Here is an 8,238-nt window from a genome sequence, read left to right on the forward strand (position 1 = left end):
GCGGCCGCTCAGCCGCCCTCTTTCCCCATCGACGTCAGCCACGCGAGCCCCTGCGGCCAGTCGTCGAGCCCGCTGTCCGCATTGATGTGCCCGCGCGCGCCGATCTCAATCCAGCGGCTGCCCCACGCCTGCGCGCAGCGCTGCGAAAACGCGACGCCGCCATACGGATCGTCGCTGCTGGCGACTACAACGCTCGCAAATGGCAACGCTTGCAGCGGAACCGGATCGAAGCCCCGCGCATCGCGCGGAAATTCGGGACCGTGCGGATCGGGTAGCGCCACCAGCAGCGCGCCGGCCACCTTCGCGCGCGTCGCCGCGCTCGCGTGATGCGCGGCCCAGTGCGCCACGGTCAGGCAGCCAAGGCTGTGAGCGGCGAAGCGCACGCCAGCCGGCGCGCGTTGTACGGCAGCCTCCAGCGCCGCGCACCACGCCTCGCAGTCCGGGTGCATCCAGTCGGGCATCTGCACCCGTGCAAAGCCCGCGTGCGCGGCTTCCCAGCGCGTCTGCCAGTGCCCCGGCCCCGAATCCATGTAGCCCGGCAGCACCAGCACAGCCGTTTCGCTCGATGTCACGTTTTCCCCTCGCTTGTTGTGGTCCGCGCGACGATCCGGCACCGGGACTGGCACGGCGGGTCGCGTCAGGTAGAATGGAAGACACCATCGGGTGCCCAGTTACGCGCTTTTATCCTTTTGACGGGCGCCCTCGAACGACTCCCTTTTCGCATGAATACCGAACGTAAAGACGCCGACCGCACGGACGCGCCTGCGGCATCCAATTTCATCCGCAACATCATCGACGACGACAACCGCTCGGGCAAGTGGGCGCAGCGCGTCGAAACGCGCTTCCCGCCGGAGCCGAATGGCTACCTTCACATCGGCCACGCGAAGAGCATCTGCCTGAACTTCGGCGTCGCGAAAAGCTACGGCGGCGTGTGCCACCTGCGCTTCGACGACACGAACCCGGAGAAGGAAGATGTCGAATACGTCAACTCGATCATCGACGCCGTCGAATGGCTCGGCTTCGAGTGGAAGAAAGAAGATCAGGAATACCTCTTCTACGCGAGCGACTACTACGACAAGCTCTACGAGTTCGCCGAGCTGCTGATCCAGCGCGGCAAGGCGTATGTCGATAGCCAGTCGCCGGAAGAGATGCGCGCGAACCGCGGCTCGGCCACCGAAGCCGGCAAGAACTCGCCGTTCCGCGATCGCTCCGTCGACGAAAACCTCGACCTCTTCCGCCGCATGAAGGCGGGCGAATTCGAGGAAGGTGCACATGTGCTGCGCGCGAAGATCGACATGGCGTCGCCGAACTTCAATATGCGCGATCCGGTGATCTACCGCATCCGCTTCGCGCATCACTACCGCACCGGCGACAAGTGGTGCGTGTACCCGATGTACGACTACACGCACTGCATCTCGGACGCGCTGGAAAACATCACGCATTCGCTGTGCACGCTCGAGTTCGAAGACCATCGCCCGCTGTATGACTGGGTTCTCAATGAGCTGGCCGACGCCGGCGTGTTCACGCGCCCGCTGCCGCAGCAAATCGAATTTTCGCGCCTGAACCTCACCTACGCGATCACGAGCAAGCGCAAGCTGCTGCAACTGGTGACCGAAGGCCACGTTGAAGGCTGGGACGACCCGCGTATGCCGACCATCGTCGGCGTGCGCCGCCGCGGCTTCACGCCCGAAGCGATCCAGCTCTTCTGCGAGCGCATCGGCGTGACGAAGGTCGATTCGTGGATCGACATGAGCGTGTTCGAAGGCGCGCTGCGCGACGACCTCGACGACAAGGCGCCGCGGACGGCCGCCGTGCTCGACCCGCTCAAGCTCATCATCGACAACTATCCGGAAGGTCAGAGCGAGGACTGCACGGCCCCCGTGCACCCGCATCATCCGGAGCGCGGCCTGCGCACGTTCCCGATCTCGCGCGAGCTGTGGATCGAGCGCGAGGACTTCAACGAAACGCCGCCGAAGGGCTATTTCCGCCTGTTCCCGGGCAACAAGGTGCGTCTGCGCTATGGCTTCGTGATCGAATGCACGGGTGCGGACAAGGACGAGAACGGCAACGTGATCGCCGTGCACTGCAACTACTTCCCGGACAGCAAATCGGGCACGGAAGGCGCGAACAACTACAAGGTCAAGGGCAACATTCACTGGGTCAGCGCAGCGCACGCGTGCCCGGCGGAAGTGCGCCTCTACGATCGCCTGTTCCGCGAAGAGCAGCCCGACGCGGGTGGCCGCGACTTCCTCGAAGCGCTCAATCCGGATTCGAAGCGCGTGGTGCAAGCGTATCTGGAACCGGGCGCACGCGACGCCGCGCCGGAAGACCGCTATCAATTCGAGCGCCATGGCTACTTCGTCGCCGACCGCTACGATTCGAAGCCGGGCGCGCCGGTATTCAACCGCATCGTCGGTTTGCGCGACAGCTGGGGCAAGTAAGGCTCGCGCCGCGCCTGCCCGCAAACAAAAAGCCCACACGGATTCGTGCGGGCTTTTTTCATTTCGGCGGCTAGCAGGGTCGCCTCAAAGTCTGCGATGCAGTTCCGCAAGCGAGAGCGACATGCTGAAGAGCCGCGCGAGACTGCGGCTCGCGTAGCGATCCACTTCGCCGGGCACCGTCCAGCGCCAGGCGTCCATTTCCGGAATCATCACGCCGTCCTCGCGTCGAGGAAAGAGCGACACGCAAACGCAACGCGAGAGGTCGAGTTCATCGGCGCTCGCGCGCGCGGCAAAGAGATGCAGATCCTTGTCGCGCCGGTACAGGTAGCGCCCGAGATCGACGAGGCGCGACGCCGCGACTTCGATGCCGGTCTCCTCGACCATCTCGCGACGCGCGCTCTGCGATTCGGTCTCGCCGGGATCGCCCTGCCCCTTCGGAATGTCCCAGTGATTCGTGCCGGTTGCGTGCGCGAGCAGCACGCGGCCTTCAGGATCGAGCAGCACAATGCCGCACGAAACGATCTTGCCGTTCACCGCGCGCTCAGTGCTGCTTCTGGAAAACCCAGGCGCCTTCGCCCGTGCGGCAGAAGTGCGGACGCAGCGTCATCGACTGGCCCTTCGCGTTGATGACGACCTCCGTATCGCGGCACGTCTTGTCGCCTTCCTTTTGCGTATTCGACGGCGTGATGGTCGAGGTGATGCGCGTGCCGTTGCGCGAGCCCTCGTTCGACCATGACGCGCTCTCGCCATCGGCCTTGTGCTCGACGGCATCGCGCACGGCGTTCTGGAGCGAGTTGTAGTCTGCCTGGGTCATGAACGACATGGGCGTGTTGTTCAGGAAGCCCAGGTTGGCGGCATGCGCGCTGCCCATGCCAACGGCGACAAAGAGCGCCGCGCCCAAGGCGCTCAGCGTGTGAAGGGTTCGGGGCATTCTGGACATTATGTGTTCTCCTCGACGGACTGAAAGCATCGACGAAAAGCATAACACGCGCCCTTTTTTCGGCTCGTCCAGCAAGGCCGGCTCCACGCGCCGGCGGCCGGTCGCTTTTCAGATTGATCCGATGGTGCAGGAGATAGCCGATCACTACGATGGCTCCCTCGCCCACTTACAGCCCATCGGGACTATCCGACATGACTTACGCCATCGCATTGAGGGTCTTTGCGGTCCTGCTAGCCCTCATCTGCATTGGCTTGATGTCCTTCGTCGCGCACTACACACACGCGCCACAATCGCGGGCGCCCGGCCCGAACTTCACGCTCCGTCCCGAGCACGCGCCGCGCTGGCCGGACGCCACGGTGCGCATCGGCACGGTCGGCTTGCTCGCGTCCTTCCTCGTGCTCACCGGCGCCTGCCTGCTGATCGCGGGCGTCTGACGCTGCGCCCAGTCCACACTCAGTGCGCGGCCGGCTGCCAGCCGTCGGTGAGCGTGTCGAGAAACGCAATCACATCCTTGATTTCGGCGTTGCTGAACACCGGCTCGTCGCCGGGTTTGCGATCGAACGGCGGATCCGTGTTGAGATTCACCCAGTACTGTCGCGGCAAGTCGTCGAACTTCTGTACCCGGCCCTTCACCACCGGATAGAACTCTTCCGGATTCGTATCGCGACGCGCGTAGAAACGCAGCACGTCTTCCAGCGAGTGATAGATGCCGTTATGGAAGAACGACTTCTTGAGCACGACGTTGCGCAGCGTCGGCGTGCGGAAGAGCCCGCAAAATTCCGCGCGATGATCGAGATCCGTGCGCTCCGGGCCACATGCGCCGAGATCGAAAAACCTGCGGTCGCGGTTCACGGCAATTGCGCGGTTGCGCGGCACGCCCACGGCGATCAGGCCGAAGTCGCTGAACTGCGGAGGCGAGCCGTCTTTTGCGCGCTGGCTGATATGGCAGCTCGCGCAATTGCCCTTCTTCTCGTCGTTGAAGAGCTGTAGCCCGCGCAGTTCGGCGGCGCTGAGCGTGGCCTTGCCGGCCAGGTACGCGTCGTACTTGCTCGTGTACGGATAGAACACCTCGGGCGACTGCTCGAATGTCTCCAGTGACTTCAGTACTGCCTTGAACGTTGCGTCGTCGTCAGCGAAGACGCGTTCGCCGAATGCCTCGCGAAACGCCCCAGCGTAGGGTGCCGCGCGCACCGCTTCGGCGACCTTCTTCGGCGAACTCGCCATCTCGAACGTCGAGAGCAATGGAATGCGCGCCTGGTCCGAGCCTCGATCGACGCGACCGTCCCACGTGAGTCCGCCGGTTGGACCGGCATCGACGCTTTCATCGCCTTCGTCATCGGAGTCGTGATAGTGCTCGGCGAACGCCGGCACCGACTGCAGATACTTGAGCGTCGGGACGGCGCGCATGCCCTGGCGTCGCATGTCCGTGCCGCCGATCTGCACGTCGAGCGAGTTCGTCGGCGTGAACGCGTGGTCCGGGCTGTGGCACGACGCGCACGCCATCTTGCCCGAGCCCGAGAGCGACGGGTCGAAGAACATCTGCTTGCCGAGCGCCGTCATGCGGCGCACCTGTGCATAGACCTCGGCACGCGTCTGGCCGCCTTGCGCGGGCGCGGCGATCTTCATGAGCTTCGCGCCCTGTACGGCGCGAGCGTTCGCGTTGGCGTCGTGCGCGCGCGAGGCGCTGCCGGATGCACCTGACGCCGCATCGGCATCGGCAGGACCGGTCGTGGGCGTGCTGCCGTCGCATGCCGCCAACAGCAACGACAGCCCCGCCGCCATCATGAAGCGCCCCGCGTGGCGGCGCGCGCCGCCGTGTGATCGATCCCGCGCCTGACCTTCCGTTCGCGCCGAACGACGCGCCAATCTACGCAACATGCCTGGTCCCCGAAGCTTGAGCGCGGCGCGCGCGTGCCGTCGCGCCGCTGCATTGCGAATGCCGATGCGCTCAAGCGCGCATCGAAGTCGCGAAAGCGTATGTCAGGGATGTGACGCTCAAATGACATCCGGTAAGGCGAACGTCAAACAATCAAAGGCTAATAAAAAGCTAAATGTAATTTTTTACATATCGCTGTCAAAAACGATTGCGACACTGCGGCTCGCCCGAAGGCCAGTGTCATTCGCGCCGGTCTCCATGCGGGCCCCCAACGCGAGAGAGAGAAAAATGATCAACAGAAAATGGTTCTATGCCACGCCAATCGCGGTAGCGGCGTCGGCACTGGCCGTCGCGGCTTGCGGCGGCAACGACAGCAAGCCCGGCCTTTCGTCGGTGAAGAACATCGTCGTGATCTACGCGGAAAACCGCAGCTTCGACAACCTGTACGGCAGCTTCCCGAACGCCAACGGCCTGCAGAACGCGAGCGCGCAAAGCGCGCAGCAGCTCGATCGCGACGGCTCCGTGCTGGCCACGCTGCCGACCGTCTGGAACGGTCTCACGCAAACGGGCGTCACGCCCGTCGTGACCGCGGCGATGACTGAGAACATGCCGAATGCGCCCTTCGCCATCGACGACGCGAAGGGCTACAACGTGCCGCTCTCGGTCACGACGCGCGACCTGTATCACCGCTTCTACGAGAACCAGATGCAGATCCATGGCGGCAAGAACGACATGTTCGCTGCCTACGGCGATTCCGGCGGTCTCGTGATGGGCCACTACACGACGAGCGCCGAAAAGCTGCCGCTCTGGAAGCTCGCCCAGCAATACACGCTCGCCGACAACTTCTTCATGGGCGCGTTTGGCGGCTCGTTCCTGAATCACCAGTGGCTGATCTGCGCGTGCACGCCGTACTACGCGAACGCGGACACGAACCCGGCCAAGCCGACGATCTCGACCGTGGACGCCGACGGCGTCTCGCTCACGCTCGCATCGAACTCGCCGAAGTCGGCGCTCGATGGCGCGCCGAAATTCGTGAAGTCGGGCAATCTGACGCCGGACTTCTACGCGGTCAATACCATGCAGCCGCCGTATCAGCCGAGCGGCAACGCAGCGGCTTCGGGCGGCGACGCTAACCTGGCCGACCCGTCGAACGCCTCCACGATGCCCGCGCAAACGGCCCAGAACATCGGCGATCTGCTTTCGAACGCGGGCGTGACGTGGGCATGGTACGGCGGTGCATGGGGTGCGGCCGTGAGCGCGGCGCAGAACAGCACGTCGGGCGTGATCTACGGCGCGAACATGACAGCGCCGAACTTTCAGCCGCACCACCAGCCGTTCAACTACTTCGCGAATTACGCGCCGGGCACCGACGCGCGCGCGAAGCACCTGCTCGACGGCGGCATGGACGGCACGGCGTTCATCAAGGCGATCGACGCGGGCGCGCTGCCTGCCGTGGCGTTCTACAAGCCTCAGGGCAACCTGAACGAGCACGCGGGTTACACGGACGTGGCAAGCGGCGACCAGCACATCGCGGACGTCATCGCGCATCTGCAGAAGAGCCCGCAGTGGAACAACATGGTCGTGGTCGTCACCTACGACGAAAACGGCGGCTTCTGGGATCACGTTGCACCGCCCAAGGGCGACCGCTGGGGTCCGGGCTCGCGCATTCCGGCGCTCATCATTTCGCCGTACGCGAAGAAGGGTTACGTCGACCACACGCAGTACGACACGACCTCGATCCTGCGCCTCATCACGCGCCGCTTCTCGCTGCCCACGCTGCAGGGACTTGCCAACCGCGACGCCGCGCTCAAGAGCAACGGCGCCCAGCCGATGGGCGATCTGACCAACGCGCTCGACGTCAAACTCTAAGCGCGAAAAACCGCCGGACCATCGATTGCCGGATGTTGCTCATCCGGTTTGACGGGCAGCCCTCGGGCTGCCCTTTTTATTGCGCCGCGGATCCATCGCCCCCCTGCACGCTCTACGCGCCGGCCGGGCGTCGACCCGCGACGTTTGACCACGGATCCTGCGCCGCGAGATGGACTACCTTACAGATTAATTACTGCACAAATCTTGACGGAGGTCATTGTGAAATACGTCGAATCGACTCTCCTGCCAGGCGAACGGATCGTCTGCGAGGGACACCCCTGCTTCTGGGCGATGGGGCCGCGTATCACACTCAGCCTTCTGCTCATGGTTTGGGGCGTGCTCGTCGGCACCATGGGGACATCGCCGCTCGCAGCGGTGGGGTTTTTTGCCGCAGGGATAGGACTCTTCTGCGCGTCGCTATTCGCCTGGTGGACGACGGAATTCGCCGTGACCAACAAGCGCGTGGTGGCCAGGTTCGGCGCGGTGCGCCGTCACACGGTGGAGTTGACGCTCGCGAAGATCGAGAGCGTGCGGATCGAGCAAAGCCTGATCGGCCGGATATTCGACTATGGCTCGCTCGTCGTGGGCGGCGGGGGGATGATCGCTACGCCGATTCCCGGCATTTCGAATCCGAACGAGTTTCGCCGTATGGTGTTTCTCGCGCAGGAGGCCGAGGAGCCCGTGCCGTTGCGGCTCGTGGCGTGAGGGTTTTGGGTCGGCGTGAATTCGTGGTGTGTTGAAAAGCAAAAAGCCCGGCGGGGAAGGCCGGGCTTTTTGTTTATTTGATCTGATGCGACAGGATGGGGCTCGACCCGGGGGCCTGTCATAAATTTTGTGTGTAAGGCATAACATGTAGCTCAAGGAGCATGTATGCCACGCAAACCCAAGACGTCCCCCGAGGCCCTGACGGCGTTGCCGTCCATTCCGAAGGAACTGATCGACCAGTTCGTGAAGGGGCCGATGACGGCCGAAGCGGTGCATGCCGCCTCAGCGGCGTTCAAGAAGGCGCTGATCGAGCGGGCGCTGGGCGCCGAACTTGGACACCATCTGGGCTATCCGGCCGGCGCCGTGCGGCCCGAGAACGCGACCAACCAGCGCAACGGCAAGAGCGG

8 protein-coding genes and 1 pseudogene are annotated in these 8,238 nt (G+C 64.1%); 5 read left to right on the forward strand and 4 right to left on the reverse strand.

Going from position 1 to position 8,238, the window contains the following annotated elements:
• Positions 1 to 8: 8 nt before the first annotated feature.
• Positions 9 to 572, reverse strand: coding sequence for an RBBP9/YdeN family alpha/beta hydrolase (locus E1N52_RS07810; RefSeq protein WP_133181670.1), 564 nt, complete (start codon positions 570 to 572; stop codon positions 9 to 11).
• A 150-nt stretch (positions 573 to 722) separates the two neighbouring features.
• Between E1N52_RS07810 and E1N52_RS07815 the strand changes: the two genes are divergently transcribed.
• Complete coding sequence (locus E1N52_RS07815) at positions 723 to 2,441, forward strand: glutamine--tRNA ligase/YqeY domain fusion protein (RefSeq protein WP_069268689.1); 1,719 nt, start codon at positions 723 to 725, stop codon at positions 2,439 to 2,441.
• An 84-nt stretch (positions 2,442 to 2,525) separates the two neighbouring features.
• Here the strand turns inward: E1N52_RS07815 and E1N52_RS07820 are convergent, their stop codons facing one another.
• Together E1N52_RS07820 and E1N52_RS07825 are read right to left on the reverse strand one after the other, a co-directional pair.
• The gene (locus E1N52_RS07820; RefSeq protein WP_133181671.1) at positions 2,526 to 2,975 is read right to left on the reverse strand and encodes an NUDIX domain-containing protein; all 450 of its coding nucleotides are present in this window, start codon (positions 2,973 to 2,975) and stop codon (positions 2,526 to 2,528) included.
• A 7-nt stretch (positions 2,976 to 2,982) separates the two neighbouring features.
• Positions 2,983 to 3,381 carry an RT0821/Lpp0805 family surface protein gene (locus E1N52_RS07825; RefSeq protein WP_133181673.1) on the reverse strand — a complete coding sequence of 133 codons (399 nt, stop codon included), beginning with the start codon at positions 3,379 to 3,381 and terminating at the stop codon, positions 2,983 to 2,985.
• 191 nt (positions 3,382 to 3,572) lie between these two features.
• Here E1N52_RS07825 and E1N52_RS07830 point away from each other — a divergent pair, with 191 nt between their 5' ends.
• Positions 3,573 to 3,815, forward strand: coding sequence for a hypothetical protein (locus E1N52_RS07830; protein ID WP_133181675.1), 243 nt, complete (start codon positions 3,573 to 3,575; stop codon positions 3,813 to 3,815).
• Between the two features lie 19 nt (positions 3,816 to 3,834).
• Here E1N52_RS07830 and E1N52_RS07835 read toward each other — a convergent pair whose 3' ends face one another.
• Positions 3,835 to 5,259: a cytochrome-c peroxidase gene (locus E1N52_RS07835; RefSeq protein WP_425468029.1), complete on the reverse strand. Its 1,425-nt coding sequence runs from the start codon at positions 5,257 to 5,259 to the stop codon at positions 3,835 to 3,837.
• A 286-nt stretch (positions 5,260 to 5,545) separates the two neighbouring features.
• Between E1N52_RS07835 and E1N52_RS07840 the strand changes: the two genes are divergently transcribed.
• From E1N52_RS07840 to E1N52_RS07850, 3 genes and pseudogenes are all read left to right on the forward strand, one after another.
• Positions 5,546 to 7,126 (forward strand): acid phosphatase, encoded by a 1,581-nt coding sequence (locus E1N52_RS07840; protein ID WP_205965588.1) that lies wholly within the window; start codon positions 5,546 to 5,548, stop codon positions 7,124 to 7,126.
• A gap of 219 nt (positions 7,127 to 7,345) precedes the next feature.
• Positions 7,346 to 7,831, forward strand: a complete 486-nt coding sequence (locus tag E1N52_RS07845; RefSeq protein WP_133181679.1) for a PH domain-containing protein — start codon at positions 7,346 to 7,348, stop codon at positions 7,829 to 7,831.
• A gap of 165 nt (positions 7,832 to 7,996) precedes the next feature.
• Positions 7,997 to 8,238: pseudogene (locus tag E1N52_RS07850) on the forward strand (IS256 family transposase); the annotation flags it as partial.

The sequence above is a fragment of the Paraburkholderia guartelaensis genome (assembly GCF_004353905.1).
Classification (GTDB): domain Bacteria; phylum Pseudomonadota; class Gammaproteobacteria; order Burkholderiales; family Burkholderiaceae; genus Paraburkholderia; species Paraburkholderia guartelaensis.

Excerpts from the sequence above, each read along its gene's own strand:
- E1N52_RS07815 (WP_069268689.1), top strand. The coding sequence starts at position 723 with ATGAATACCGAACGTAAAGACGCCGACCGCACGGACGCGCCTGCGGCA.
- E1N52_RS07825 (WP_133181673.1), bottom strand. The coding sequence starts at position 3,381 with ATGTCCAGAATGCCCCGAACCCTTCACACGCTGAGCGCCTTGGGCGCG.
- E1N52_RS07830 (WP_133181675.1), top strand. The coding sequence starts at position 3,573 with ATGACTTACGCCATCGCATTGAGGGTCTTTGCGGTCCTGCTAGCCCTC.
- E1N52_RS07835 (WP_425468029.1), bottom strand. The coding sequence starts at position 5,259 with ATGTTGCGTAGATTGGCGCGTCGTTCGGCGCGAACGGAAGGTCAGGCG.
- E1N52_RS07840 (WP_205965588.1), top strand. The coding sequence starts at position 5,546 with ATGATCAACAGAAAATGGTTCTATGCCACGCCAATCGCGGTAGCGGCG.